The sequence below is a fragment of the Kribbella sp. NBC_00889 genome, from assembly GCF_045207705.1.
Taxonomy (GTDB): domain Bacteria; phylum Actinomycetota; class Actinomycetes; order Propionibacteriales; family Kribbellaceae; genus Kribbella.
The window spans coordinates 8,725,255-8,747,987 of record NZ_CP108783.1; the positions used below are offsets into that span (position 1 = coordinate 8,725,255).

Below are 22,733 nucleotides of genomic sequence, written 5' to 3' on the forward strand. Positions count from 1 at the left end.
CGGGTGATAGGCCAAGATTGGTCCATGACGGATCTCCCGGCCTATCTGCGGCCTTTCGTCCTGGGGGTACTGGACGGGCCCGACGTGCGGGTGGACAGGCTTGGGGAGATCGACATCTACCGTCCGGCCGGGACTGCCCGGACGGGCGCGATGCTGTTCGTGCACGGGGGACCGGGACCAGCCGAGCTCGTGGCCACACCACGGGACTGGCCGGTCTACAAGGGCTATGCGACCGCTGTCGCCAGGCGAGGCCTGGTGGCCGCAGTCGTCGACCACAGCCTGATTCGCGGCTTCGACCAGTTGGTCACCGCCGCGGACGAGGTGGAGGCTGCGATCGGCGTACTGCGTTCTGATCCACGGGTCGACCCCGATCGGGTCGGGTTGTGGTTCTTCTCCGGTGCGGGCCTGCTGGCCGGGGAGTGGCTGGACAGCCGCCCCGACTGGCTGCGCTGCATGGCCCTGACCTACCCCCTGCTCGCCACCCCGCCCGGTGTCGACGACCTGGTCACCGCCGCCGAAGTGATCGGGAAACACAAGGATCTGCCGGTGCTGCTCACCCGAGCCGGACGCGAGCGTGAGGAACTCGCCGGTCCGGTCGCGGAGTTCGTCTCCGCAGGTGGCAGCGCGCTGGACATCATCGACGTACCGAAAGGGCACCACGGGTTCGACATGCTCGACCACACCGAAGAATCACGCGCCGCCGTCACCAAGGCCCTGGACTGGGCGATCGCCCACCTGGGCGAGGACCCGGACGGCGTGACCACGGCATCCACCTCACCGACGACCACCACCAAGACCAGGGCCAAGAGCGCCCCGGCATCCCGAAAGACCGCTGCGCGTACGCCGGCTGCGGCTGAACCGCTGATGGATCTCCCGACTCCGACTCCGGCTGAGCCTGCCAGTCAGCCGGCGCCGACCGCTCCGGTTCCGACGCTCGATCCTCTTCCGACCACTCCCGCCGTTCCGGTGGACACTCCGGCCTCCCGGGTGGTGGGGCGCGAGCACGCGGCGTACGCGGCGCACGACCTGGAGGCGTTCCTGGCGATGTACTCGCCGACCGCCCGGATCCACCTCGCCGACAGCACCGAACTGAAGGGCCGGCGGTTCCTGCGCGAGTACTACGGGTCACGGTTCGCTGCCGGACGGTGCAAGACCGAGGTCGTGCAGAAGCTGATGCTGGGCGACTGGGTCGTCGAGCACGTGCTGGCCTACGACACCGGCGAAGGGGTCCCGATGATCGCGTTGTACCGCGTCTCCGAGGGGCTGATCACCGACGTCGAGTTCCGTGCCTGACGGACCGATCGACTATCTGGCCGAGTTCGAGCGGACGGCCGCGGAATTCGCGGCCGTCCTCGACCAGGCCGACCCGGCGTCCGAGGTGCCCGCCTGCCCGGGCTGGACGCTGGCCGACCTGGCCCTGCACATCGGTTCCGGCCAGCGCTGGGCGGCGTCGATCCTGCTCAGCGGCACCTCCCAGAGGGTTCCGGAGGTCCTGCGTACGACAATCTCCTGGAGCGACTGGTATGCCGGTACGACCGCGGCGCTGGCCGCCGCGATCCGGGCCGTCGATCCGGACGAGCCGTGCTGGAACTTCGCGCCGATCGCGCAGTACGCGGGGTTCTGGTCCCGGCGGCGCATGCATGAGACAGCCATCCACCTCGTGGACGCGGTCCAGGCCGGCGTCTCCGCCGAAGGGCGGGCCACCAGTGGTCTGGCCGTCGTACCTGCGGCCCTGGCGGCCGACGGGGTGGACGAAGTGTTCGGGGTCTTCCTGCCGCGGATGCTGGCCCGGCGAGTCGCCCCTGCGATCACCCGGCGGATCGGCGTACGGGCGATCGACACGGGCGACGAGTGGACGCTGACGCCTGTGTCAGAAGGGGATCCGCCCCAGGTGGAGCGAGGTGTGGCAGCGGGTGAGGCGGTCGTCTCCGGCACTGCCGCGGAGCTCGATCTGTGCCTCTGGAAGCGGTTGCCGGGGAGCGTTCTGACGGTCGAGGGGGACCAGGCGGTGGCATCCGCTTTCCTGGCCGGCCGGGCCACTCCGTAGACCCTGTAAACTGGACGAGCGGACCAGCCTCAGGCCCGTGCGGTCAGTCATTTTGACCGTGCTTGAGGCAGCCGCTAGTCTTAACGATCGTGCCCGGGTCATCCTGGGCCGTCATGCGTGCCCCTGGTCGAACGGGTTGCGCGCGTGGCACGGGACTCCTGCCGACAGTCTGGAAGATTACGGCTTCGGTACGCCCGTGCGCACGCGACACACCCGACCGCGGGGGTCAGCAAAAGCAGAGCAGAAGAAAGCCGGACGACAGAAAGAGACCTACGCGGTGCCCACCATTCAGCAGCTGGTCCGCAAGGGCCGCCAGGACAAGGTGTCCAAGAACAAGACGCCCGCCCTGAAGGGTTCCCCTCAGCGTCGCGGTGTGTGCACGCGCGTCTACACGACCACGCCGAAGAAGCCGAACTCGGCCCTTCGCAAGGTCGCGCGTGTCCGCCTGACCAGCGGCATCGAGGTCACCGCGTACATCCCCGGCGTCGGCCACAACCTGCAGGAGCACTCGATCGTGCTCGTGCGTGGCGGTCGTGTGAAGGACCTTCCGGGTGTCCGGTACAAGATCATCCGCGGTTCGCTCGACACCCAGGGTGTGAAGAACCGCAAGCAGGCGCGCAGCCGTTACGGCGCGAAGAAGGAGAAGAGCTAATGCCGCGCAAGGGCCCCGCCCCGAAGCGTCCGGTCATCATCGACCCGGTCTACAGTTCGCCGCTCGTCACCCAGTTGATCTCCAAGATCCTGGTCGACGGCAAGAAGCAGATCGCGCAGAGCATCGTCTACACCGCGCTCGAGGGCACCCGGACCAAGACCGGCACCGACCCGGTGATCACGCTGAAGCGTGCGCTGGACAACGTGAAGCCGAGCATCGAGGTGAAGAGCCGGCGCGTCGGTGGTGCGACCTACCAGGTGCCGATCGAGGTCAAGCCGGGCCGGTCCACCACGCTGGCGCTGCGCTGGCTGACGACGTACTCCCGGGCGCGTCGCGAGAAGACCATGTCCGAGCGCCTGATGAACGAGATCCTGGACGCCTCCAACGGCCTGGGAGCCTCGGTCAAGCGCCGCGAGGACACGCACAAGATGGCCGAAGCCAACAAGGCTTTCGCCCACTACCGCTGGTGATCCGGGGTCCGATCCGGACCCCAGCGCTCACCCTTTGACAGCAGTACAGAATCGAGAGGTAGACCACCGAGGTGGCCGTACAAATCACCACCGACCTGGCCAAGGTCCGCAACATCGGGATCATGGCTCACATCGACGCCGGCAAGACGACGACGACCGAGCGGATCCTCTTCTACACCGGTATCACCTACAAGATCGGTGAGGTCCACGACGGCGCCGCCACGATGGACTGGATGGAGCAGGAGCAGGAGCGCGGCATCACGATCACGTCCGCCGCGACGACCGCGACCTGGAAAGACCACACCATCAACATCATCGACACCCCCGGGCACGTCGACTTCACCGTCGAGGTGGAGCGCTCGCTGCGCGTCCTGGACGGTGCCGTCGCGGTGTTCGACGGCGTTGCCGGTGTGGAGCCGCAGTCCGAGACCGTCTGGCGGCAGGCGGACCGGTACGGCGTACCCCGCATCTGCTTCGTGAACAAGCTCGACCGGACCGGCGCGGAGTTCATGCGCTGCGTCGACATGATCGTCGACCGGCTGGCCGCGGTGCCGCTGGTGCTGCAGCTGCCGATCGGTGCCGAGTCCGACTTCATCGGCGTCGTCGACCTGATCGGCATGCGCGCGCTGACCTGGCGCGGTGAGACCAAGATGGGTGAGGACTACACGGTCGAGGAGATCCCGGCCAGCCACACCGAGATCGCCGCCGAGTGGCGCGACAAGCTGATCGAGACGCTGGCCGAGGCCGACGACGAGATCATGGAGATGTACCTCGAGGGCGAAGCGCCCACCGAGGAGCAGATCATGGCCGGCATCCGGCGCGCGACGATTGCGAGCAAGCTGACCCCGGTGCTGACCGGCACCGCGTTCAAGAACAAGGGCGTGCAGCCCCTGCTCGACGCGATCAACGCGTTCCTGCCGAGCCCGCTCGACGTTCCGGCCATCGAGGGCCACGACGTCAAGGACAGCGAGCAGGTCGTCCTGCGCAAGCCGGACGACAGCGAGCCGTTCTCGGCGCTGGCGTTCAAGATCGCGGCCGACCCGCACCTGGGCAAGCTGACCTTCATCCGGGTGTACTCGGGCAAGCTCGAGACCGGCACCCAGGTCCTGAACCCCACCAAGGGGCGCAAGGAGCGGATCGGCAAGATCTACCGGATGCACGCGAACAAGCGTGAGGAGATCGCGTCGATCGGCGCCGGCCACATCGTCGCCGTGATGGGTCTGAAGGACACCACCACCGGTGAGACACTGGCCGACCCGGCCAAGCCGGTCGTGCTGGAGTCGATGCAGTTCCCGGCCCCGGTCATCTCGGTCGCCATCGAGCCGAAGTCGAAGGGCGACCAGGAGAAGCTGGGCGTCGCGATCCAGCGGCTGGCCGAGGAGGACCCGACCTTCCAGGTCCGGACCGACGAGGACACCGGCCAGACGATCATCGCCGGTATGGGCGAGCTGCACCTCGAGGTGCTGGTCGACCGGATGAAGCGCGAGTTCCGCGTCGAGGCCAACGTCGGCAAGCCGCAGGTCGCCTACCGCGAGACGATCAAGAAGAAGGTCGAGAAGGTCGACTACACGCACAAGAAGCAGACCGGTGGTTCGGGTCAGTTCGCGCGCGTGATCATCAACATCGAGCCGACCTCGGTCGAGGCCGGCGGCGAAGGCGGCTACGAGTTCGTCAACTCCGTCACCGGTGGCCGGATCCCGCGGGAGTACATCCCGTCGGTGGACGAGGGCGCGCAGGAAGCGATGGAGTTCGGCGTACTGGCCGGCTACCCGATGGTGGACGTCAAGGTCACGCTGACCGACGGCGCCTACCACGATGTCGACTCCTCCGAGCTCGCGTTCAAGATCGCCGGTTCGATGGCCTTCAAGGATGCTGCCCGGCGGGCGACTCCGGTCATCCTCGAGCCGATGTTCTCGGTCGAGGTCACCACCCCTGAGGACTACATGGGTGAAGTGATCGGCGACCTCAACTCCCGCCGTGGCCAGATCCAGTCGATGGACGAGGGCCCCGGTGGCAGCCGGGTCGTCAAGGCCCTGGTGCCGCTGTCGGAGATGTTCGGGTATGTCGGTGACCTGCGTTCCAAGACGCAGGGCCGCGCGTCGTACTCGATGCAGTTCGATTCCTACGCCGAGGTTCCGAAGAACGTGGCGGAAGAGATCATCAAGAAGGCCCGGGGCGAGTAATCTCTCGCTCCTGACCACCACACCCCAAGCGCGTCGGCGTACGGCGTAGTCAACATTCAACTAGGAGGGCCCCAGTGGCGAAGGCGAAGTTCGAGCGGACTAAGCCGCACGTCAACATCGGCACCATCGGTCACATCGACCACGGTAAGACCACTCTTACCGCGGCGATCACCAAGGTGCTGCACGACAAGTACCCGACGCTCAACGAGGCATCGGCCTTCGATCAGATCGACAAGGCGCCCGAAGAGCGTCAGCGCGGTATCACCATCTCCATCGCGCACGTCGAGTACCAGACCGAGGCCCGGCACTACGCCCACGTCGACTGCCCGGGTCACGCGGACTACATCAAGAACATGATCACCGGTGCGGCTCAGATGGACGGCGCGATCCTGGTCGTCGCCGCCACCGACGGCCCGATGCCGCAGACGCGTGAGCACGTTCTGCTCGCCCGCCAGGTCGGCGTGCCGGCCATGGTCGTGGCGCTGAACAAGTGCGACATGGTCGACGACGAGGAGATCCTGGAGCTCGTTGAGCTCGAGGTCCGCGAGCTGCTCTCGGAGCAGGAGTTCGACGGCGACAACGCGCCGATCGTCCGCGTCGCCGCTCACCCGGCGCTGCAGGGCGACGCCAAGTGGGGCGAGTCGATCATCGAGCTGATGAACGCGGTGGACTCCTACATCCCGCAGCCGGTGCGTGAGATCGACAAGCCGTTCCTGATGCCGGTGGAGGACGTCTTCACCATCACGGGTCGCGGTACGGTCATCACCGGCCGGATCGAGCGCGGTGTCGTCAAGATCAACGAGACCGTCGACATCGTCGGCATCCGTCCGGAGAAGCAGACCACCACGGTCACCGGTATCGAGATGTTCCGCAAGCTGCTGGACGAGGGCCAGGCCGGTGAGAACGTCGGTCTGCTGCTTCGTGGCACCAAGCGCGAGGACGTCGAGCGCGGCATGGTCGTCATCAAGCCGGGCACCACGACCCCGCACACCAACTTCGACGCGTCGGTCTACATCCTGTCGAAGGAGGAGGGCGGCCGTCACACGCCGTTCTTCCAGAACTACCGGCCCCAGTTCTACTTCCGCACCACGGACGTCACCGGCGTCGTCACGCTGCCCGAGGGCACCGAGATGGTCATGCCGGGCGACAACACCGACATGTCGGTCGAGCTGATCCAGCCGATCGCCATGGAAGAGGGTCTGAAGTTCGCGATCCGCGAAGGTGGCCGCACCGTCGGCGCCGGCCGGGTCACCAAGATCATCAAGTGATCTCACGAGGTCCGCGAGGGCTCGCATCCTGAGCCCCGCGGACCTCTGCTTTGCGCCTCGATCCGGCGCTCAGGTGGGCCGGATCGGGCGTGAAGCCACCCGATTGGCGTTTCGGCGCCGATCTCTGGCACAATATTCAGGTTGCTCAGGCGAGGCCGCCGGGGCGCGCCCCAGACTTGCGTCTGGCGAGTGCGCCGGACCGGAGACCATGCCGAGGTTCCGGTCCGAGACCGGGCCCCGATCACCATTCCAGGTCGATGAAGCGGTGAGTCATGTGCGTGCCGCGCACGCGACACACCCGACCGCGGGGGTCGGAGCAACACAGACGTTGACGATAGAGAAGGACGAAGCGAAGCGATGGCGGGACAGAAGATCCGCATCCGGCTGAAGGCCTACGACCACGAGGTCATCGACAGTTCGGCACGCAAGATTGTCGACACGGTGACGCGTACTGGTGCGAAGGTTGCTGGCCCGGTGCCGTTGCCGACGGAAAAGAACGTGTTCTGCGTCATCCGCTCGCCGCACAAGTACAAGGACAGCCGCGAGCACTTCGAGATGCGCACCCACAAGCGGCTCATCGACATCATCGACCCCACGCCGAAGACCGTTGACTCGCTGATGCGGCTCGACCTGCCGGCCGGTGTCGACATCGAGATCAAGCTCTGAGGGACGCGAACAACCAATGAGCACTTCTACCAAGAACACGCGCGGTCTGCTGGGCACCAAGCTCGGCATGACCCAGACCTGGGACGAGAACAACCGTGTCGTCCCCGTCACCGTGATCCAGGCCGGCCCGTGCGTGGTGACCGAGGTTCGCACCTCGGACAGCCACGGGTACGACGGCGTCCAGATCGCCTTCGGCGACATCGACCCCCGCAAGGTCACGAGCCCGATGCGCGGCCACTTCGACAAGGCCGGCGTGACGCCGCGGCGCCACCTGCTGGAGCTGCGCACCGCCGACGCCAGCGAGTACACGCTGGGTCAGGAGATCAAGGCCGAGGCCTTCGAGGCCGGTGAGCGGGTCGACGTGTCCGCCACCAGCAAGGGCAAGGGCTTCGCCGGTGTGATGAAGCGGCACGGCTTCCACGGCCTCCGCGCCACCCACGGTGTCCACAAGAAGCACCGCTCGCCGGGTTCCATCGGCGGCTGCGCCACCCCGGGTCGGGTCTTCAAGGGCCTGCGGATGGCGGGCCGGATGGGCGCCGAGCAGGTCACCACGCAGAACATCACCGTGCACGCGATCGACACCGACCGCGGCCTGATCCTGCTGAAGGGTGCGGTGCCCGGTCCCAAGGGCGGCCTCGTGCTGATCCGCAACGCCGCCAAGGGCGCAGCTGTGAAGGGAGCCCAGAAATGAGCTCGGTCGACGTCGTCGTCGTGAAGGGCGACAAGGTCAGTAAGAAGGGCTCCGCCGAGCTTCCGGCCGAGCTGTTCGACGTCCAGGTCAACATCCCGCTGATCCACCAGGTCGTGGTGGCCCAGCTGGCCGCGGCCCGCCAGGGCACGGCCAAGGCCAAGACCCGCGGCGAGGTCTCCGGCGGTGGCACCAAGCCGTACCGGCAGAAGGGCACCGGTCGCGCCCGCCAGGGTTCGATCCGCGCGCCGCAGTTCACCGGTGGTGGCGTCGTCCACGGCCCGGTGCCGCGCGACTACAGCCAGCGGACCCCGAAGAAGATGATCGCCGCCGCGCTCCGCGGTGCGCTCTCGGACCGGGCCCGTGACGGCCGCGTGCACGTGGTCGAGAAGTTCGTCGACGGCGACAAGCCGTCCACCAAGGCCGCGCTGAACGTGCTGGCCGCGGCGACCGAGCCGGGCAAGGTCCTGGTCGTGGTCGAGCGGGCCGACGAGCTCACCTGGCTGAGCCTGCGCAACGTGCAGCACGTGCACCTGATCGCGGCCGACCAGCTGAACGCGTACGACGTGCTGTGCAGCGACGCGGTCGTGTTCACCCAGGGTGCCCTCGACGCTTTCGTCGCCGGCGCGCCCCAGGGCAAGTCCGTCAAGGCCGTCGCCACGTCGACCGAGGCCGAGCAGGAGGTTGAGGCATGAGCCACGGAGTCAACAAGGATCCGCGGGACGTGCTGCTGCGGCCGGTCGTGAGCGAGAAGAGCTACGGCCTGCTGGACGAGCAGAAGTACACGTTCGAGGTGGACCCGAACGCCAACAAGACCGAGATCAAGCTCGCGGTCGAGAAGGTGTTCAAGGTCAAGGTCAGCGACGTCAACACCATCAACCGCAAGGGCAAGCGCCGCCGGACTCGTGCCGGCTGGGGCAAGCGCCCGGACACCAAGCGGGCGATCGTGACCCTCAAGGGTGACGACCGCATCGACATCTTCGGAGGCCAGTCGTAATGGGTATCCGCAAATACAAGCCGACAACGCCGGGCCGCCGTGGCTCGAGCGTGGCCGACTTCGTCGAGCTCACCCGTTCGACCCCCGAGAAGTCGCTGCTGCGTCCGCTGCCCAAGAAGGGCGGCCGGAACAACACCGGCAAGATCACCACCCGGCACCATGGTGGCGGTCACAAGCGGGCGTACCGGCTGATCGACTTCAAGCGGTACGACAAGGACGGCGTGCCGGCCAAGGTCGCCGAGATCGAGTACGACCCGAACCGCACCGCGCGGATCGCGCTGCTGCACTACGTCGACGGCGAGAAGCGCTACATCCTCGCCCCGTCGAACCTGAAGCAGGGCACGATCGTCGAGAACGGCCCGGCCGCCGACATCAAGATCGGCAACAACCTGCCGCTGCGCAACATCCCGGTCGGCTCCACGGTGCACGCCGTCGAGCTGCGCCCGGGGGGCGGCGCCAAGATGGGCCGCTCGGCCGGTGCCAGCATCCAGCTGGTCGCGAAGGAAGGCCGGATGGCCACCCTGCGGATGCCGTCCGGCGAGGTCCGGATGGTCGACGTACGCTGCCGCGCCACCCTCGGTGAGGTCGGCAACGGCGAGCAGTCGAACATCAACTGGGGCAAGGCGGGCCGGATGCGCTGGAAGGGCAAGCGCCCGACCGTCCGCGGTGTCGCGATGAACCCGGTCGACCACCCGCACGGTGGTGGTGAGGGCAAGACCTCGGGTGGACGCCACCCGGTGTCCCCGTGGGGCAAGCCCGAGGGGCGTACCCGCACCCGCAAGGAAAGCGACCGCATGATCGTCCGGCGCCGCAAGGCCGGCAAGAAGCGCTGATAGGAGCCGGCCAGAATGCCACGCAGCTTGAAGAAGGGCCCGTTCGTTGACCACCACCTGATGAAGAAGGTGGAGGTGCAGAACGAGAAGGGCACCAAGAACGTCATCAAGACCTGGTCCCGCCGATCGATGATCGTGCCGGACATGATCGGCCACACGCTGGCGGTGCACGACGGCCGCAAGCACGTGCCGGTGTTCGTGACGGACGCGATGGTCGGGCACAAGCTCGGCGAGTTCGCCCCGACCCGCACGTTCAAGGGTCACGAGAAGGACGACCGGAAGTCACGGCGTCGCTGACCTAGGTCAGTGATGAAGCGATAGCAACCTACGGAGAGATTCGAACATCATGAGCGTTCAAGAGCGTAGGGCCGTCAGTGCCCGTCGCGAGGGCCTGCTGGGCGACGAGCCCGGGGCCTTCGCGGTCGCGCGCTTCGTCCGCGTGACGCCGATGAAGGCGCGCCGCGTGGTCGATCTGGTGCGCGGTCTGGGCGTCGACGACGCACTCGCCACTCTGAAGTTCGCCCCGCAGGCCGCTGCCGCGACCGTGTACAAGGTCGTCGACAGCGCCGCGGCGAACGCCGAGGGCACCGAGCACCTGAGCCGGGCCGACCTGGTCGTGGCGAAGGCCTATGTGGACGAGGGCCCGACGCTGAAGCGTCACCGCCCGCGTGCCCAGGGCCGGGCCACCCGGATCGACAAGCGGACCAGCCACATCACTGTGGTCGTGGCGCCGCGGGTCGAGGAAGAGCCGGCCGAGAAGACCCCGGCGAAGAAGTCTGCCAAGAAGGCGGACACGGCCAAGAAGGCTCCGGCCAAGAAGGCTGCCGCCGACAAGCCGGCCAAGAAGGCGACCGCCAAGAAGACGGCTGCCAAGAAGACCGCTGAGAAGAAGGAGTCCTGACGTGGGCCAGAAGGTTAACCCGCACGGGTTCCGTCTCGGCATCAGCACCGATCACAAGAGCCGTTGGTACGCCGACAAGCTGTACAAGGACTACGTGGGCGAGGACGTCAAGATCCGCCGCCTGCTGAGCAAGGGCATGGAGCGCGCCGGTATCTCCCGCGTGGAGATCGAGCGCACCCGTGACCGGGTCCGGGTCGACATCCACACCGCCCGTCCGGGCATCGTCATCGGTCGCCGTGGCGCCGAGGCGGACCGGATCCGGGGCAGCCTGGAGGAGCTCACCGGCAAGCAGGTGCAGCTGAACATCCTCGAGGTGAAGAACTCCGAGGTCGACGCCCAGCTGGTCGCGCAGGGCGTGGCCGAGCAGCTGTCCGGCCGCGTGGCGTTCCGCCGCGCGATGCGCAAGGCGATGCAGACCACCATGCGTGGCGGCGCCCTGGGCATCCGGATCCAGTGCTCCGGCCGGCTCGGTGGCGCGGAGATGTCGCGGTCGGAGTTCTACCGTGAGGGCCGGGTGCCACTGCACACGCTCCGCGCGGACATCGACTACGGCTTCTACGAGGCCCGTACGACCTTCGGCCGGATCGGCGTGAAGGTCTGGATCTACAAGGGTGACGTGGCCGGCTCCCGGGCCGAGCGAGAGGCGCAGGCCGCGGCCCGTGCCGCCACTCAGCAGCGCCGGCCGGCCCGTCGCGACGACCGTGGTGGCCGTGGTGGCCGCCGCGACGACCGTCGGGACGACCGTGGTGACCGCGGTGGCCGTGGTGGAGACCGCGCCGAGGCCCCGCGGGCCGAGGCGACGGCCCCCGCTGCCGACAAGCCCGCTGAGACGACCGGAACGGAGAGCTGAACCATGCTCATCCCCCGCAAGGTCAAGCACCGCAAGCAGCACCACCCGAAGCGCTCCGGCGCTGCCAAGGGTGGTACGACGCTGGCCTTCGGTGACTTCGGCATCCAGGCGCTGGAGAACCACTACGTCACCAACCGGCAGATCGAGGCCGCGCGTATCGCGATGACCCGGCACATCAAGCGTGGCGGCAAGGTGTGGATCAACATCTACCCCGACCGCCCGCTGACCAAGAAGCCGGCCGAGACCCGGATGGGTTCCGGTAAGGGTTCGCCGGAGTGGTGGATCGCCAACGTCAAGGCCGGCCGGGTCCTGTTCGAGCTGTCCGGCGTACCGGAGGACATCGCTCGCGAGGCCCTCCGCCGTGCGATCCACAAGTTGCCGATGAAGTGCCGCTTCATCGCCCGAGAGGCAGGTGAGAACTGATGGCTATCCAGACTGCCGCCGAGCTGCGGAACCTGGGCCGGGACGAGCTGATGAGCAAGCTCGGCGAAGCCAAGGAGGAGCTGTTCAACCTCCGGTTCCAGGCTGCCACGGGCCAGCTGGAGTCCCACGGCCGGCTGCGCGCCGTCCGCAAGGACATCGCCCGCATCTACACGGTGCTGACCGAGCGGGCGCTCGGCATCACCGACGAGGTCGACGCCCCGGCCGCCGAGGCTGAGGCCGAGGTCGACGTCGAGGAGACCGCGGACGACAGCGAGAAGGCTGGGAGCAAGGCATGACCGAGAACGCGAAGGACGAGACCGTGAGCACGACCACCCAGACGCGAGGCCGCCGCAAGACCCGTGAGGGCCTGGTGCTGAGCGACAAGATGGACAAGACCGTCGTGGTCCAGGTCGAGGACCGGGTCAAGCACGCGCTGTACGGCAAGGTCATCCGTCGCACCAGCAAGCTGAAGGCGCACGACGAGCAGAACGCCGCCGGTACCGGCGACCGCGTCCTCCTGATGGAGACCCGGCCGCTGTCGGCGACCAAGCGCTGGCGCGTCGTGGAGATCCTCGAGAAGGCCAAGTAGTTGCCCGCACCTCGGGCAACCCATCGAATTTATTCGTTCCGCAAGGCTCACGTGAGTGAGAACCAGCGAGACAACCAGGAGATCAACAGATGATCCAGCAGGAGTCGCGACTGAAGGTCGCCGACAACACGGGTGCGAAGGAGATCCTTTGCATCCGGGTGCTCGGTGGCTCCGGTCGGCGCTACGCCGGTGTCGGTGACACGATCGTCGCCACCGTCAAGGACGCGATCCCGGGCGGCGGTGTGAAGAAGGGTGACGTCGTCAAGGCGGTCGTCGTGCGGACCGTGAAGGAGCGCCGGCGTCCGGACGGCTCCTACATCCGCTTCGACGAGAACGCCGCGGTGATCCTCAAGGCCGACGGCGAGCCCCGCGGTACCCGCATCTTCGGGCCGGTCGGCCGGGAGCTGCGGGAGAAGCGCTTCATGAAGATCATCTCGCTCGCCCCGGAGGTGCTCTGAGATGGCGCAGAGAAAACTGCACGTGAAGAAGGGTGATCTCGTCCGCGTGATCGCCGGCAAGTCCAAGGGCCTCGAGGGCAAGATCATCCAGGTCCTGCCCGATGCCGAGAAGGTCATCGTCGAGGGCGTGAACCGGGTCAAGAAGCACACCAAGGTGCAGCAGGCCCAGCGCGGCGGCACCACGGGTGGCATCGTCACCCAGGAAGCCCCGATCCACGTCTCGAACGTGATGCTCGTCGTCGAGGTCGAGAAGGACGGCAAGAAGCAGAAGGTGACCACCCGCGTCGGCTACAACCGCGTCGAGGTGCAGAAGCGGCGCCCCGACGGCTCGACGTACACCGGTTTCCGGAGCGTCCGGGTCGCGCGGCGTACCGGCGAGGAGATCTGATGACCACCGCAGTGACCGAAACCAGGGTCCAGCCGCGGCTGAAGACGAAGTACCGCGAGGAGATCGTCGGCAAGCTGCAGGAGCAGTTCCAGTTCGAGAACGTCATGCAGGTGCCCGGCCTCACCAAGATCGTGGTGAACATGGGCGTCGGCGAGGCGGCTCGCGACTCGAAGCTGATCGAGGGCGCGGTGAAGGACCTGGCCGCGATCACCGGGCAGAAGCCGCAGGTGACCAAGGCCCGCAAGTCGATCGCGCAGTTCAAGCTGCGTGAGGGCATGCCGATCGGTGCGCACGTGACGCTGCGCGGCGACCGGATGTGGGAGTTCCTGGACCGGCTGCTGGCGCTCGCGCTGCCGCGGATCCGTGACTTCCGCGGTCTGTCGCCGAAGCAGTTCGACGGCACCGGGAACTACACCTTCGGCCTGACCGAGCAGGTGATGTTCCACGAGATCAACCAGGACCGCATCGACCGGGTCCGGGGCATGGACATCACCGTGGTGACCACCGCGAAGAACGACGACGAGGGCCGGGCCCTGCTACGGCAGCTCGGTTTCCCGTTCAAGGAGAACTGACGTGGCGAAGACAGCACTCAAGGTCAAGCAGGCCCGGAAGCCGAAGTTCGCGGTGCGCGGTTACACCCGCTGCCAGCGCTGCGGCCGGCCGAAGGCGGTCTTCCGCAAGTTCGGCCTGTGCCGGATCTGCCTGCGGGAGATGGCGCACCGGGGCGAGCTGCCCGGTGTGACCAAGTCCAGCTGGTGACCGTCTCCACCCCCGATCTTTTCTCCACTCACCATCTAGTCACCGTAGGTCGCCGGCCGGCGAAACCACGGCGGGAAAGAGGCCCCAGGCCATGACGATGACCGACCCGATCGCAGACATGCTGACGCGTCTGCGCAACGCCAACCAGGCGTACCACGAGTCGACCTCGATGCCGTACAGCAAGATCAAGCAGGGCATCGCCGACATCCTCCAGCAGGAGGGCTACATCTCCTCCTACAAGGTGGAGGAGCCCAAGGAGGGCGCCGTCGGCAAGACCCTGGTCGTCGACCTCAAGTTCGGCCCGAGCCGGGAGCGCTCCATCGCGGGCGTCCGCCGGATCAGCAAGCCGGGTCTGCGGGTCTACGCGAAGTCGACCGGCCTGCCCAAGGTCCTCGGTGGCCTGGGCGTCGCGATCATCTCGACGTCCCAGGGACTGCTGACCGACCGACAGGCAAAGAACAAGGGCGTTGGCGGGGAAGTCCTCGCCTACGTCTGGTGACGAAGAACCGGAAGGAGGACCACAGAAATGTCTCGCATCGGTAAGCTCCCGGTCTCGGTCCCGTCCGGCGTCGACGTCACGATCGACGGCCAGACGGTCACCGTGAAGGGTCCCAAGGGTCAGCTCTCGCACGTCGTGGCTGAGCCCATCGCGGTCAACCGGGACGAGGACGGCGCCATTGCCGTCAGCCGCCCGGACGACCAGCGCAAGAGCAAGGAACTGCACGGCCTGTCCCGCACCCTGATCGCCAACCTGGTGACCGGAGTGACGGAGGGCTACGAGAAGAAGCTCGAGATCGTCGGCGTGGGGTACCGCGTCATCTCCAAGGGCCCGGCCCAGCTGGAGTTCTCGCTCGGGTACAGCCACACCATCACGGTGGACGCGCCGGAAGGCATCACGTTCACGGTGGAGGCGCCGACCCGTTTCTCGGTGCAGGGAATCGACAAGCAGTCCGTCGGCGAGGTTGCCGCCAACATCCGCAAGCTGCGCAAGCCCGAGCCGTACAAGGGCAAGGGTGTGCGGTACGCCGGCGAGCAGGTGCGCCGCAAGGTCGGAAAGGCTGGTAAGTAACCATGGCGATCGGACTGCGTCCGCACAAGCACTCCGCCAAGAAGACGGCGTCGCGACTGCGTCGCCAGATCCGGGTCCGGAAGAAGATCAACGGCACGGCCGACCGGCCGCGGCTGGTGGTCACCAAGTCGTCGAGGCACCTGTTCGTACAGGTCATCGACGACGTGGCCGGCAAGACGCTGGCGTCTGCCTCCACCATGGAGGCCGACCTGCGTGGCGCGGAGGCGAACAAGACCGACAAGGCCAAGACCGTCGGCGGCCTGATCGCCGACCGGGCCAAGGCAGCCGGCATCGACTCGGTCGTGTTCGACCGGGCCGGGAACAAGTACCACGGCCGGATCGCGGCCCTGGCCGACGCCGCTCGCGAGGGCGGGCTCGGCTTCTGACATGGCGACACAAAACACAGGAAGAGGTAGTTCGAAATGAGCGGAGGCCAGCAGCGTCGCGGAGGCGGCGCCGGTGGTGAGCGCCGTGGTCGCGACGGTGGTCGCGGTCAGGCAGCTGACAAGACCGCCTACATCGAGCGCGTGGTAGCCATCAACCGTGTCGCCAAGGTCGTGAAGGGTGGTCGTCGCTTCAGCTTCACCGCCCTCGTGGTCGTCGGCGACGGTGAAGGCACCGTCGGTGTGGGTTACGGCAAGGCCAAGGAGGTGCCCGCGGCGATCGCCAAGGGTGTCGAGGAGGCCAAGAAGGCGTTCTTCAAGGTGCCGCGGATCCAGGGCACCATCCCGCACCCGGTCCAGGGCGAGAAGGCCGCAGGCGTTGTGATGCTGCGTCCGGCCGCTCCCGGTACCGGTGTGATCGCGGGTGGCTCGGCACGCGCCGTACTGGAGTGCGCCGGGATCCACGACATCCTCAGCAAGTCGCTGGGCTCGTCCAACGCCATCAACGTCGTGCACGCGACGGTGGCGGCGCTGCGCAGCCTGGAGACCCCGGAGGCCGTGGCCGCGCGCCGTGGCCTGCCGGTCGAGCACGTCGCCCCGGCGGCACTGCTGAAGGCGCGGGCGGAGGCGGCTTCCTGATGGCACGCTTGAAGGTGACCCAGACCCGTTCCGGCATCGGTGGCAAGCAGAACCAGCGCGACACCCTGCGCACGCTGGGCGTGAAGCGGATCGGCGACGTCGCCGTTCACGACGACCGCCCGGAGATCCGCGGCATGGTGCGTACTGTTCGCCACCTCATCACCGTCGAGGAGGTCGACTGACATGGCGCTGAAGGTTCACCACCTGCGTCCGGCGCCCGGTGCCAAGACCGCCAAGACCCGCGTGGGTCGTGGTGAGGGCAGCAAGGGCAAGACGGCCGGCCGCGGTACCAAGGGCAGCAAGGCGCGCAACAACATCCCCGAGTGGTTCGAGGGTGGTCAGATGCCGCTGCACATGCGGCTGCCGAAGCTGAAGGGTTTCAAGAGCAGGAACCGGGTGGAGTTCCAGGTCGTTAACCTGGACAAGCTCGGACAACTGTTCCCCGAAGGTGGCGAGGTCGGCGTGGCCGACCTGGTCGCGAAGGGCGCGGTCCGCAGCGGTCAGCCGGTGAAGGTACTGGGTGACGGCGAACTGACCGTGGCACTGCAGGTTTCGGTGCACAAGTTCTCGAAGTCCGCCCTGGAGAAGATCCAGGCGGCCGGAGGAACCACCACCGAGGTGTAACGAGGTCCAGGGCTCGTGCGAGCCGGCGCTTGATATCGTGCGCTGGAGTTCGGACGAGCCCTGGTTCGTCTCTTGCCCAGCTGCTTTGCTAGGCCCCTGCCCTGAGCGGGCAGAGGAAACATGTGGGAGGACAGGGTGTTAGGCGCCTTTGCCAACGCGTTCAAGACTCCGGACCTGCGCCGGAAGATCTTGTTCGTGCTCTTCATCGTCGTGATCTTCCGGCTCGGTTCGGTCGTGCCGGCGCCTGGCGTCAACGTCCAGTCGCTGAACACCTGCCTCAAGCAGGCGCAGGGTGGCGCAAACGCGAACCTGTACAACCTGATCAACCTGTTCTCCGGCGGCGCGCTGCTGCAGCTCGCGATCTTCGCGCTCGGCATCATGCCGTACATCACCGCCAGCATCATCCTGCAGCTGCTCACCGTGGTCATCCCGCGGCTGGAGTCGCTGAAGAAGGAAGGCCAGGCGGGCCAGGCCAAGATCACCCAGTACACCCGGTTCCTCACCGTCGGTCTGGCGATCCTGCAGTCCACCGCCTTCGTGGCGCTGGCCCGCACCCCGGGCCGGCTGTTCCAGGGCTGCCAGGAGCCGCTGCTGCACCGCGACGACTGGTTCACGATCACCGTCATCGTGCTCACCATGACCGCCGGCACCGGCGTGATCATGTGGCTGGGCGAGCTGATCACCGACCGCGGCGTCGGCAACGGCATGTCCATCCTGATCTTCACCCAGATCGTCGCCACCTTCCCGACCCAGCTGTGGAACATCCGCAAGGAGAAGGGCATCCCCACCTTCGTGGTGGTGGTCGCGATCGGCCTGGTGATCATGGCCGCGGTCATCTTCATCGAGCAGGCGCAGCGCCGGATCCCGGTGCAGTACGCCAAGCGCATGGTCGGCCGCAGGATGTTCGGCGGCACCTCGACGTACATCCCACTGAAGGTGAACCAGGCCGGTGTCATCCCGGTCATCTTCGCCTCGAGCCTGCTCTACCTGCCGGTGCTGGTGAGTCAGTTCCAGCAGGACAAGAAGTGGGCGCAATGGATCCAAGGCAACCTGGTCAAGGGCGACCACCCGATCTACATGGTGACGTACGTCGCGCTGATCATCTTCTTCACCTACTTCTACGTCTCGATTACCTTCAATCCGAAGGAAGTTGCAGACAACATGAAGAAGTACGGCGGCTTCATCCCCGGGATCCGGGCGGGACGGCCGACCGAGGAGTACCTGGGCTACGTGCTGTCCCGCATCACGCTGCCGGGCGCGCTCTACCTGGCGGCGATCTCGATGATCCCGCTGGTGGCGCTCGTCCTGCTGAACGCGAGCCAGAACTTCCCGTTCGGTGGTACGTCGATCCTGATCATGGTCGGCGTCGGACTGGACACGGTGAAGCAGATCGAGAGTCAGCTGCAGCAGCGTAACTACGAAGGGTTCCTGCGCTGATGAGAATGTTGCTGATGGGTCCGCCCGGGGCGGGCAAGGGCACGCAGGCAAAGGTGCTTGCGGAACGCCTGAATATCCCGGCCGTGTCCACCGGCGACATCTTCCGTGCGAACGTCAAGGACGAGACGCCGCTCGGGCTCGAAGCGAAGCGCTACATGGACGCCGGTGACTACGTCCCGGACGAGGTCACCAACGCGATGGTCCGCGACCGGCTGTCCGAGGCGGACGCCGGTGAAGGGTTCCTGCTGGACGGGTACCCGCGGACCCTGGCCCAGGTAGGCACGCTGGACGACATCCTGGCCGAGCACGGTCACAAGCTGGACGCGGTGGTGGCGCTGATCGCCGACATCGACGTACTGGTCGACCGGATGATGAAGCGGTCCCACACCGAGGGCCGCACGGACGACTCCGAAGAGGTCGTCCGGCACCGGCAGGACGTCTACACGGCCGAGACCAAGCCATTGCTGCGCGTGTACGCGCAGCGCGGCCTGCTGTGCGAGGTCGACGGCGTCGGCGAGATCGACGAGGTGAGCGAGCGCGTGCTCGTCGCGCTGAAGTCGATCACGGAGTAAGACACGGGGTGTGATGTTCAGGGACCGCGGCATCGAGATCAAGACCCGCGAGCAGATCCTGTCCATGCGTGCCGCCGGCCTGGTGGTCGGCCGCACGCTGGAGCTGCTCCGCGGTGAGGTCAAGGCCGGGATCAGCACCGGTGAGCTGGACGCGATCGCCGAGGACCACATCCGGTCCTCCGGTGCGGTCCCGTCGTTCAAGGGCTACCACGGCTTCACCGGCTCGATCTGCGCGTCGGTGAACGACGAGATCGTGCACGGCATCCCCGGCGAGCGGGTGCTGGCCGACGGCGACCTGATCTCGATCGACTGCGGTGCGATCGTGGACGGCTGGCACGGTGACGCGGCGATCACCGTCGGTGTCGGCGAGGTCGGTGCCGAGCTGCTCGAGCTGGCCCGGATCTGCGAGGAGTCGATGTGGCATGGGTTCGCCGCCGCGAAGCTCGGCGGCCGGCTCACCGACATCTCGGCCGCCGTCGAGGCCTATGTCCAGGCCAATTCGTCGTACGGCATCGTCGAGGACTTCGTCGGGCATGGGATCGGTTCGGCCATGCACCAGCCGCCGAACGTTCCGAACTTCGGCCGCCCGGGCCGCGGCCCGAAGCTGGTCGAGGGGATGGCACTCGCCGTCGAGCCGATGCTCACGCTCGGCAAGCAGGACAACCACACGCTCGAGGACGACTGGACCGTCGTCACCGACGACGGCCGGTCCGCGGCACACACCGAGCACACCTTCACGCTCACGCCGAAGGGCCCGTGGATCCTCACCGCCCTGGACGGTGGCGAGGCCAAGCTCGCGGAGCTCGGCATCACCTGTGGCGCCCTCGCCGACTAGAAGAACTACATCTGGGGTCAGCCCATCGGGGGACGCCGCCGAACCCCGGGCTGAGGCACACTTGAGACATGCCTCAGTACCAGCCGCACCAGCGTTTCACCGAAGCCGACCGGGACAAGATCGCCGGGCGGCTGCGGGACGCGTTCGCGGACGGCCGGCTGGACCAGCCCGAGTTCTCCTCCCGTCTGGACCAGCTGTACGCCGTGCAGACCTACGGCGAACTCGAGCCACTGGTGCGTGACCTGCCGCCGGTGCGGACATACCAGACCCCGGCGGTGGTGCAGGACAGCAAGCCGGCGCCGGCTCCGGGCGAGTTCCCGGAGCGCAAGAAGGACGCGCAGCCGGACCGGCGTGGGGCGATCGGTGGTTTCACCGGTGTCGTGATGGTCAACGTGGTGATCTGGTTCGTGATCGGACTCGCCAACGGCGGGCACTGGCCGCACTTCTGGCCGGTCTGGCTGTTGATCCCGTGGGCCCTGATCGCGATGGGCAGCCGCGGCAGGCGCCGTTGACAGCCGCCCCGGTCACCCGTCGCCCCGCGGGTCCGCGTCTGCGTCCAGACCTGGCGTGGCAGCTGCGGCGGGGCTCGGCCCTCGTGTACGTGATCTGGTTCGCCGTGGCCATCCCGCTGGTGGTGGCCGGGCTGCTGCTCGAGCCGCGCTGGGTCGGCTGGATGATGCTCGGCTGGTTCCTGGTGCTGATCCTGTTCACGCTGGCGATGCGGGTCGCGGACGGCCGGTTGCGGAAGTCCTGGGCCGACGCGGTGACCCAGCTGGGCTGGCGGATCAAGGCCACCGAGCCCGAACTGCGGGAGCGCTGGCCGTTCCCGCCGTTCGACCTCGACCCGAACGCCGAGGTGTCCGATGTGACGACGGGCCGGCACCGCGGCCGAGAGTTCTGGACCGGGCGCTTCCGGCACAAGGTAGGGCGCCGTGAGCTCGGCTTCGACTTCCTCGATCTGCAGGTGGATCGGCCGCTCCCGCCGCTCCAGGTGCTGCCCGCATCGCTGTCGCAGGTCGCGGCGGCCAGCCTGCTGCCGCTGGACCTGACGGTCGACGGCTTGCCCGGTCGCTACTGCCTGTTCAACGGTCGCGAGGACCACGCGCAGGCCGTGCTGCACCCGCGTGCGGTCGAGGCGCTCGCCCAGGTCCCGCCGTTCGGCTTCAGCTGCGAGGGTCGGCGCTTCGTCGCGATCCTCCCGGCGTACCGCGATTCCGTCACCGCACTTGCCCAACTGGATGCAGCCTGTGACCTTCTGGACCTGATGCCCCAGCAAATCTGGCGCGAAGGCGAACAGTGGGCCGCTACGCACTCCTCCTGAGCAACGGGACCAGGGCGGCCAGATCCTCGTCGCCGTGGCCGGTCGCGACGGCTCGCCGGAGCAGCTCACCCATAGGGGCGAGCAGGCCGGGATCGATGCCCTGGGCAACCGACGCGTCGATCAGGTTGTCGTAGGCCGCCGCCTGCATCGCCAGGTTCGACCCTGCCGCACCGGGCTCCGGACCCTCGTCCAGCTCCTTGGCGATCCTGGGCAGGCTCCCGAGCATGGCCGTCATCCAGGGAATCAGGAAGTCCTCGGTGAACCGTCTGCACGGGATCTTCTCGCTGCCGACCAGGGCCAGCGCATGCTGGGCACCCCCGAACATCCCGTACATGGCGCTGAGCAGAGCGATGTCGTGCAACGACGCCAGCCCGGCGTCACTGCCGACGTACTCGGGCCGGCCCAGTACGGCGAGATCCGCGGTGTGCCGTTCGAAGGCAACCGGCGAGCCGCTGTAGAAGACGAAAGCGTCGGGTCCGCCGATCATCGCGGGGACGGCCATGATGCCGCCGTCCAGGTACTCCGCTCCCGCCGCGGCGACTCGTGCCGCGGTGTCCCGGGCCTGCGTGGGAGTGCCGTTGGTCAGGTTGACGACAGCCTTGCCGGAGAGGTCGAGTCCATCGAGCGTGCTCCGGACCGTGGCGTCGACCAGCAGGCAGACGACCACGAGCGGACTGGCGGCGACGGCCTCGGCCGGAGTAGTGGCGCGGACGGCGCCGAGGGCGTCCATTTCGGGGGAGCGTCCAGGGGTTCGGTTCCAGACGGTGGTCGGGTGGCCGGCGGCCAGGAAGGTGCGGGCGAGCGCGGTCCCCATTGCGCCCAGCCCGAGCACGGTGACAGGTGTCTTCATGGCGTCAACCCTGGCCCGGAGACTTTAGGATGGACAAGTACCCACTAATTTGTGAGGTACTGACCGAAAGGTAAGTGATGATCCCCTACACCTGCGGGCTGGATGCCGCGGCCGACGTGATCGGCGGGAAGTGGAAGCCGCGGATCCTGTGGGCGCTGCACCACGGGCCGATGCGGTTCGGGGAGTTGCGCCGCGCGATCGCCGGCGTGACGGAGAAGATGCTGATCCAGCAGTTGCGCGAACTGGAGAGCCGCGACATCGTTCACCGCGAGGTGTTCCACCAGGTCCCGCCGAAGGTCGAGTACTCACTGACCGACCTCGGCCGGTCACTCAACGTCGCACTGGCTCCCTTGGATGCCTGGGGTGCTGACCACCTGGCTGAACTGGAGGCCTCGCGGGCGGGGTGACGGGGTCTCGATTGGGTTTCGTGTGGGGGAGTGGCGTACACTCTTTCCTTGGCTCTTTGTAGCCTCTGTCTCGTGCTGCCCGCGGCTGCCTGACCTGGTCAGGAGGGCGCCTTGAGCCCGGGCTGGAGCCATGTGTTAACCATCATTCAGTACGACGTCTACAGAAGTGCGAGGACATGCCCAAAAAAGAGGGAGTCATCGAACTCGAGGGCACCATCGTTGAGGCCCTGCCGAACGCGATGTTCCGTGTTGAGCTGTCCAACGGGCACAAGGTGCTCGCGCACATCAGCGGCAAGATGAGGCAGCACTACATCCGGATCCTCCCCGAGGACCGGGTCGTCGTGGAGCTGTCGCCGTACGACCTCACCCGGGGTCGCATCGTCTACCGGTACAAGTAAGACCACCACCAACACCTGTCGAAGAA

35 protein-coding genes are annotated in these 22,733 nt (G+C 67.2%); 34 read left to right on the forward strand and 1 reads right to left on the reverse strand.

The annotated features are described in order from the left end of the window. The first annotated feature begins 24 nt into the window (after window positions 1-24). The 32 genes from OG817_RS43030 to OG817_RS43185 all read left to right on the forward strand — a co-directional run bounded on the left by OG817_RS43030 (window position 25) and on the right by OG817_RS43185 (window position 21,052). Entirely contained in the window at window positions 25-1,293 is a 1,269-nt protein-coding gene (locus OG817_RS43030) for a nuclear transport factor 2 family protein (protein ID WP_406050820.1), read from the forward strand. Next, window positions 1,286-2,047: a maleylpyruvate isomerase N-terminal domain-containing protein gene (locus tag OG817_RS43035; protein ID WP_406050821.1), complete on the forward strand. Its 762-nt coding sequence runs from the start codon at window positions 1,286-1,288 to the stop codon at window positions 2,045-2,047. Before OG817_RS43030 ends, OG817_RS43035 begins: the two co-directional genes overlap by 8 nt. Before the next feature lie 277 nt (window positions 2,048-2,324). After that, complete coding sequence (gene rpsL, locus OG817_RS43040; RefSeq protein WP_012923692.1) at window positions 2,325-2,699, forward strand: 30S ribosomal protein S12; 375 nt, start codon at window positions 2,325-2,327, stop codon at window positions 2,697-2,699. Then, complete coding sequence (gene rpsG / locus OG817_RS43045) at window positions 2,699-3,169, forward strand: 30S ribosomal protein S7 (protein ID WP_131361025.1); 471 nt, start codon at window positions 2,699-2,701, stop codon at window positions 3,167-3,169. Before rpsL ends, rpsG begins: the two co-directional genes overlap by 1 nt. A gap of 122 nt (window positions 3,170-3,291) precedes the next feature. Beyond that, the gene (gene fusA / locus OG817_RS43050; RefSeq protein ID WP_406057632.1) at window positions 3,292-5,352 is read left to right on the forward strand and encodes an elongation factor G; all 2,061 of its coding nucleotides are present in this window, start codon (window positions 3,292-3,294) and stop codon (window positions 5,350-5,352) included. 74 nt (window positions 5,353-5,426) lie between these two features. Next, window positions 5,427-6,620 carry an elongation factor Tu gene (gene tuf / locus OG817_RS43055; protein ID WP_360446672.1) on the forward strand — a complete coding sequence of 398 codons (1,194 nt, stop codon included), beginning with the start codon at window positions 5,427-5,429 and terminating at the stop codon, window positions 6,618-6,620. Between the two features lie 357 nt (window positions 6,621-6,977). Further along, window positions 6,978-7,286 carry a 30S ribosomal protein S10 gene (rpsJ, locus tag OG817_RS43060; protein ID WP_012923688.1) on the forward strand — a complete coding sequence of 103 codons (309 nt, stop codon included), beginning with the start codon at window positions 6,978-6,980 and terminating at the stop codon, window positions 7,284-7,286. A gap of 16 nt (window positions 7,287-7,302) precedes the next feature. Continuing rightward, on the forward strand, window positions 7,303-7,977 hold the full coding sequence (gene rplC, locus OG817_RS43065) for a 50S ribosomal protein L3 (protein ID WP_360446670.1): 675 nt from the start codon (window positions 7,303-7,305) through the stop codon (window positions 7,975-7,977). Further along, window positions 7,974-8,669, forward strand: coding sequence for a 50S ribosomal protein L4 (gene rplD, locus OG817_RS43070; RefSeq protein WP_360446668.1), 696 nt, complete (start codon window positions 7,974-7,976; stop codon window positions 8,667-8,669). Before rplC ends, rplD begins: the two co-directional genes overlap by 4 nt. Then, on the forward strand, window positions 8,666-8,971 hold the full coding sequence (gene rplW / locus OG817_RS43075; protein ID WP_131512847.1) for a 50S ribosomal protein L23: 306 nt from the start codon (window positions 8,666-8,668) through the stop codon (window positions 8,969-8,971). Before rplD ends, rplW begins: the two co-directional genes overlap by 4 nt. Continuing rightward, entirely contained in the window at window positions 8,971-9,804 is an 834-nt protein-coding gene (rplB, locus tag OG817_RS43080) for a 50S ribosomal protein L2 (RefSeq protein ID WP_131361014.1), read from the forward strand. Before rplW ends, rplB begins: the two co-directional genes overlap by 1 nt. Before the next feature lie 15 nt (window positions 9,805-9,819). Then, complete coding sequence (gene rpsS, locus OG817_RS43085) at window positions 9,820-10,101, forward strand: 30S ribosomal protein S19 (protein WP_131361012.1); 282 nt, start codon at window positions 9,820-9,822, stop codon at window positions 10,099-10,101. A 49-nt stretch (window positions 10,102-10,150) separates the two neighbouring features. Then, window positions 10,151-10,705 carry a 50S ribosomal protein L22 gene (rplV, locus tag OG817_RS43090; protein WP_406050825.1) on the forward strand — a complete coding sequence of 185 codons (555 nt, stop codon included), beginning with the start codon at window positions 10,151-10,153 and terminating at the stop codon, window positions 10,703-10,705. A gap of 1 nt (window position 10,706) precedes the next feature. Next, window positions 10,707-11,555, forward strand: a complete 849-nt coding sequence (gene rpsC / locus OG817_RS43095) for a 30S ribosomal protein S3 (protein WP_131361009.1) — start codon at window positions 10,707-10,709, stop codon at window positions 11,553-11,555. Between the two features lie 3 nt (window positions 11,556-11,558). Continuing rightward, window positions 11,559-11,978 (forward strand): 50S ribosomal protein L16, encoded by a 420-nt coding sequence (gene rplP, locus OG817_RS43100; RefSeq protein ID WP_131361007.1) that lies wholly within the window; start codon window positions 11,559-11,561, stop codon window positions 11,976-11,978. Further along, window positions 11,978-12,274, forward strand: coding sequence for a 50S ribosomal protein L29 (gene rpmC, locus OG817_RS43105; RefSeq protein WP_406050827.1), 297 nt, complete (start codon window positions 11,978-11,980; stop codon window positions 12,272-12,274). Before rplP ends, rpmC begins: the two co-directional genes overlap by 1 nt. Beyond that, window positions 12,271-12,567 carry a 30S ribosomal protein S17 gene (gene rpsQ, locus OG817_RS43110; RefSeq protein WP_131361003.1) on the forward strand — a complete coding sequence of 99 codons (297 nt, stop codon included), beginning with the start codon at window positions 12,271-12,273 and terminating at the stop codon, window positions 12,565-12,567. Before rpmC ends, rpsQ begins: the two co-directional genes overlap by 4 nt. A gap of 89 nt (window positions 12,568-12,656) precedes the next feature. Next, the gene (gene rplN / locus OG817_RS43115; protein ID WP_012923677.1) at window positions 12,657-13,025 is read left to right on the forward strand and encodes a 50S ribosomal protein L14; all 369 of its coding nucleotides are present in this window, start codon (window positions 12,657-12,659) and stop codon (window positions 13,023-13,025) included. 1 nt (window position 13,026) lies between these two features. Next, window positions 13,027-13,413, forward strand: a complete 387-nt coding sequence (rplX, locus tag OG817_RS43120) for a 50S ribosomal protein L24 (protein ID WP_131361001.1) — start codon at window positions 13,027-13,029, stop codon at window positions 13,411-13,413. Then, window positions 13,413-13,985, forward strand: a complete 573-nt coding sequence (gene rplE, locus OG817_RS43125) for a 50S ribosomal protein L5 (protein ID WP_131360999.1) — start codon at window positions 13,413-13,415, stop codon at window positions 13,983-13,985. The genes rplX and rplE overlap by 1 nt, the downstream gene beginning before the upstream one ends. Before the next feature lies 1 nt (window position 13,986). Further along, on the forward strand, window positions 13,987-14,172 hold the full coding sequence (locus OG817_RS43130) for a type Z 30S ribosomal protein S14 (protein ID WP_012923674.1): 186 nt from the start codon (window positions 13,987-13,989) through the stop codon (window positions 14,170-14,172). Between the two features lie 91 nt (window positions 14,173-14,263). Then, window positions 14,264-14,671, forward strand: coding sequence for a 30S ribosomal protein S8 (rpsH, locus tag OG817_RS43135; RefSeq protein WP_396392324.1), 408 nt, complete (start codon window positions 14,264-14,266; stop codon window positions 14,669-14,671). Window positions 14,672-14,698: 27 nt separating this feature from the next. Then, window positions 14,699-15,241 (forward strand): 50S ribosomal protein L6, encoded by a 543-nt coding sequence (gene rplF, locus OG817_RS43140; protein ID WP_396392323.1) that lies wholly within the window; start codon window positions 14,699-14,701, stop codon window positions 15,239-15,241. 2 nt (window positions 15,242-15,243) lie between these two features. After that, window positions 15,244-15,627 (forward strand): 50S ribosomal protein L18, encoded by a 384-nt coding sequence (gene rplR / locus OG817_RS43145; protein WP_131360993.1) that lies wholly within the window; start codon window positions 15,244-15,246, stop codon window positions 15,625-15,627. A gap of 36 nt (window positions 15,628-15,663) precedes the next feature. Further along, entirely contained in the window at window positions 15,664-16,263 is a 600-nt protein-coding gene (rpsE, locus tag OG817_RS43150; protein ID WP_360446659.1) for a 30S ribosomal protein S5, read from the forward strand. Next, on the forward strand, window positions 16,263-16,445 hold the full coding sequence (gene rpmD / locus OG817_RS43155; protein WP_012923669.1) for a 50S ribosomal protein L30: 183 nt from the start codon (window positions 16,263-16,265) through the stop codon (window positions 16,443-16,445). The genes rpsE and rpmD overlap by 1 nt, the downstream gene beginning before the upstream one ends. Window position 16,446: 1 nt before the next feature. Next, window positions 16,447-16,887: a 50S ribosomal protein L15 gene (gene rplO, locus OG817_RS43160; protein ID WP_131512858.1), complete on the forward strand. Its 441-nt coding sequence runs from the start codon at window positions 16,447-16,449 to the stop codon at window positions 16,885-16,887. A gap of 135 nt (window positions 16,888-17,022) precedes the next feature. Beyond that, complete coding sequence (gene secY, locus OG817_RS43165) at window positions 17,023-18,324, forward strand: preprotein translocase subunit SecY (protein ID WP_360446656.1); 1,302 nt, start codon at window positions 17,023-17,025, stop codon at window positions 18,322-18,324. Then, window positions 18,324-18,896, forward strand: coding sequence for an adenylate kinase (locus tag OG817_RS43170; protein ID WP_131360987.1), 573 nt, complete (start codon window positions 18,324-18,326; stop codon window positions 18,894-18,896). Before secY ends, OG817_RS43170 begins: the two co-directional genes overlap by 1 nt. A gap of 13 nt (window positions 18,897-18,909) precedes the next feature. Further along, window positions 18,910-19,731, forward strand: coding sequence for a type I methionyl aminopeptidase (map, locus tag OG817_RS43175; RefSeq protein ID WP_406050831.1), 822 nt, complete (start codon window positions 18,910-18,912; stop codon window positions 19,729-19,731). A gap of 68 nt (window positions 19,732-19,799) precedes the next feature. Continuing rightward, the gene (locus OG817_RS43180; RefSeq protein WP_396392320.1) at window positions 19,800-20,243 is read left to right on the forward strand and encodes a DUF1707 domain-containing protein; all 444 of its coding nucleotides are present in this window, start codon (window positions 19,800-19,802) and stop codon (window positions 20,241-20,243) included. Then, window positions 20,240-21,052 (forward strand): hypothetical protein, encoded by an 813-nt coding sequence (locus OG817_RS43185; protein WP_406050833.1) that lies wholly within the window; start codon window positions 20,240-20,242, stop codon window positions 21,050-21,052. Before OG817_RS43180 ends, OG817_RS43185 begins: the two co-directional genes overlap by 4 nt. Here the strand turns inward: OG817_RS43185 and OG817_RS43190 are convergent. After that, window positions 21,036-21,902 carry an NAD(P)-dependent oxidoreductase gene (locus tag OG817_RS43190; protein ID WP_406050834.1) on the reverse strand — a complete coding sequence of 289 codons (867 nt, stop codon included), beginning with the start codon at window positions 21,900-21,902 and terminating at the stop codon, window positions 21,036-21,038. The two genes, OG817_RS43185 and OG817_RS43190, sit on opposite strands and share 17 nt — an antisense overlap. Before the next feature lie 77 nt (window positions 21,903-21,979). Between OG817_RS43190 and OG817_RS43195 the strand changes: the two genes are divergently transcribed. Together OG817_RS43195 and infA are read left to right on the forward strand one after the other, a co-directional pair. Further along, window positions 21,980-22,309 (forward strand): winged helix-turn-helix transcriptional regulator, encoded by a 330-nt coding sequence (locus OG817_RS43195; protein ID WP_406050835.1) that lies wholly within the window; start codon window positions 21,980-21,982, stop codon window positions 22,307-22,309. A 176-nt stretch (window positions 22,310-22,485) separates the two neighbouring features. Next, window positions 22,486-22,707 carry a translation initiation factor IF-1 gene (infA, locus tag OG817_RS43200; protein WP_012923661.1) on the forward strand — a complete coding sequence of 74 codons (222 nt, stop codon included), beginning with the start codon at window positions 22,486-22,488 and terminating at the stop codon, window positions 22,705-22,707. The last annotated feature ends 26 nt before the right edge of the window (window positions 22,708-22,733 follow it).

Bases quoted from the DNA above. Each gene is read 5' to 3' on its own strand.
- OG817_RS43030 (WP_406050820.1), top strand. From the start codon at position 25: ATGACGGATCTCCCGGCCTATCTGCGGCCTTTCGTCCTGGGGGTACTG.
- rpsG (WP_131361025.1), top strand. From the start codon at position 2,699: ATGCCGCGCAAGGGCCCCGCCCCGAAGCGTCCGGTCATCATCGACCCG.
- fusA (WP_406057632.1), top strand. From the start codon at position 3,292: ATGGCTCACATCGACGCCGGCAAGACGACGACGACCGAGCGGATCCTC.
- rpsJ (WP_012923688.1), top strand. From the start codon at position 6,978: ATGGCGGGACAGAAGATCCGCATCCGGCTGAAGGCCTACGACCACGAG.
- rplC (WP_360446670.1), top strand. From the start codon at position 7,303: ATGAGCACTTCTACCAAGAACACGCGCGGTCTGCTGGGCACCAAGCTC.
- rplD (WP_360446668.1), top strand. From the start codon at position 7,974: ATGAGCTCGGTCGACGTCGTCGTCGTGAAGGGCGACAAGGTCAGTAAG.
- rplW (WP_131512847.1), top strand. From the start codon at position 8,666: ATGAGCCACGGAGTCAACAAGGATCCGCGGGACGTGCTGCTGCGGCCG.
- rplB (WP_131361014.1), top strand. From the start codon at position 8,971: ATGGGTATCCGCAAATACAAGCCGACAACGCCGGGCCGCCGTGGCTCG.
- rpsS (WP_131361012.1), top strand. From the start codon at position 9,820: ATGCCACGCAGCTTGAAGAAGGGCCCGTTCGTTGACCACCACCTGATG.
- rplV (WP_406050825.1), top strand. From the start codon at position 10,151: ATGAGCGTTCAAGAGCGTAGGGCCGTCAGTGCCCGTCGCGAGGGCCTG.
- rplP (WP_131361007.1), top strand. From the start codon at position 11,559: ATGCTCATCCCCCGCAAGGTCAAGCACCGCAAGCAGCACCACCCGAAG.
- rpmC (WP_406050827.1), top strand. From the start codon at position 11,978: ATGGCTATCCAGACTGCCGCCGAGCTGCGGAACCTGGGCCGGGACGAG.
- rpsQ (WP_131361003.1), top strand. From the start codon at position 12,271: ATGACCGAGAACGCGAAGGACGAGACCGTGAGCACGACCACCCAGACG.
- rplN (WP_012923677.1), top strand. From the start codon at position 12,657: ATGATCCAGCAGGAGTCGCGACTGAAGGTCGCCGACAACACGGGTGCG.
- rplX (WP_131361001.1), top strand. From the start codon at position 13,027: ATGGCGCAGAGAAAACTGCACGTGAAGAAGGGTGATCTCGTCCGCGTG.
- rplE (WP_131360999.1), top strand. From the start codon at position 13,413: ATGACCACCGCAGTGACCGAAACCAGGGTCCAGCCGCGGCTGAAGACG.
- rpsH (WP_396392324.1), top strand. From the start codon at position 14,264: ATGACGATGACCGACCCGATCGCAGACATGCTGACGCGTCTGCGCAAC.
- rplF (WP_396392323.1), top strand. From the start codon at position 14,699: ATGTCTCGCATCGGTAAGCTCCCGGTCTCGGTCCCGTCCGGCGTCGAC.
- rplR (WP_131360993.1), top strand. From the start codon at position 15,244: ATGGCGATCGGACTGCGTCCGCACAAGCACTCCGCCAAGAAGACGGCG.
- rpsE (WP_360446659.1), top strand. From the start codon at position 15,664: ATGAGCGGAGGCCAGCAGCGTCGCGGAGGCGGCGCCGGTGGTGAGCGC.
- rpmD (WP_012923669.1), top strand. From the start codon at position 16,263: ATGGCACGCTTGAAGGTGACCCAGACCCGTTCCGGCATCGGTGGCAAG.
- rplO (WP_131512858.1), top strand. From the start codon at position 16,447: ATGGCGCTGAAGGTTCACCACCTGCGTCCGGCGCCCGGTGCCAAGACC.
- OG817_RS43170 (WP_131360987.1), top strand. From the start codon at position 18,324: ATGAGAATGTTGCTGATGGGTCCGCCCGGGGCGGGCAAGGGCACGCAG.
- map (WP_406050831.1), top strand. From the start codon at position 18,910: ATGTTCAGGGACCGCGGCATCGAGATCAAGACCCGCGAGCAGATCCTG.
- OG817_RS43180 (WP_396392320.1), top strand. From the start codon at position 19,800: ATGCCTCAGTACCAGCCGCACCAGCGTTTCACCGAAGCCGACCGGGAC.
- OG817_RS43190 (WP_406050834.1), bottom strand. From the start codon at position 21,902: ATGAAGACACCTGTCACCGTGCTCGGGCTGGGCGCAATGGGGACCGCG.
- OG817_RS43195 (WP_406050835.1), top strand. From the start codon at position 21,980: ATGATCCCCTACACCTGCGGGCTGGATGCCGCGGCCGACGTGATCGGC.
- infA (WP_012923661.1), top strand. From the start codon at position 22,486: ATGCCCAAAAAAGAGGGAGTCATCGAACTCGAGGGCACCATCGTTGAG.